Origin of the sequence: Mesorhizobium sp. M8A.F.Ca.ET.207.01.1.1 (genome assembly GCF_004794715.1) — a bacterium.
In the GTDB taxonomy this organism is placed as follows: domain Bacteria; phylum Pseudomonadota; class Alphaproteobacteria; order Rhizobiales; family Rhizobiaceae; genus Mesorhizobium.
Genome location: NZ_SRUS01000055.1, coordinates 1 through 533, shown reverse-complemented (window position 1 = coordinate 533; position 533 = coordinate 1). Strand labels below are relative to the sequence as shown.

General features: G+C 69.6%; 1 protein-coding gene. It reads right to left on the bottom strand.

Annotation, left to right across the window (positions count from 1 at the left end):
* A partial coding sequence (locus EN850_RS33415) for an NAD(P)-binding domain-containing protein (protein WP_148671828.1) occupies positions 1–533 on the bottom strand: 533 nt, incomplete at both ends.

Here is a 533-nt window from a genome sequence, read left to right as displayed (position 1 = left end):
TCGCCCAGCGGGATCGAGGCGCCGACGCTCATCGCCGCTTCCACCGCCAGGCCCATGTCCTTCAGCATCAGATCACTGCCGAAGCCACCGCTGTAGCCACGCGAGGCCGGCGCATTCTCCAGCACGCCCGGCCACGGGTTGCACACCTCGGTGGCCCAGCTGCGGCCGGTGCTGACCGCCATCATCTGCGACAGCACCTTCGGGTCCAGGCCGTGCGCCACGCCCAGTGCGATGGCTTCACCGGTCACCGCCATGATCACGCCCAGCGCCATGTTGTTGCACAGCTTGGCGACCTGACCGGCACCGCTGGCGCCAACGTGGAAGATGTTCTTGCCCATCGCCTGCAGCACCGGGCGGGCGCGCTCCAGCGCGTCCTCCTCGCCACCGACGATGAAGGTCAGCGTGCCCGCCTTTGCCCCTGCGGTACCACCGGACACCGGTGCGTCGATCATCTGCAGGCCACGCGCGGCGGCGGCTTCCGAGACCTTGCGGGCGCTGGCCGGCGCGATCGTGCTGCAGTCGATGACCAGTGC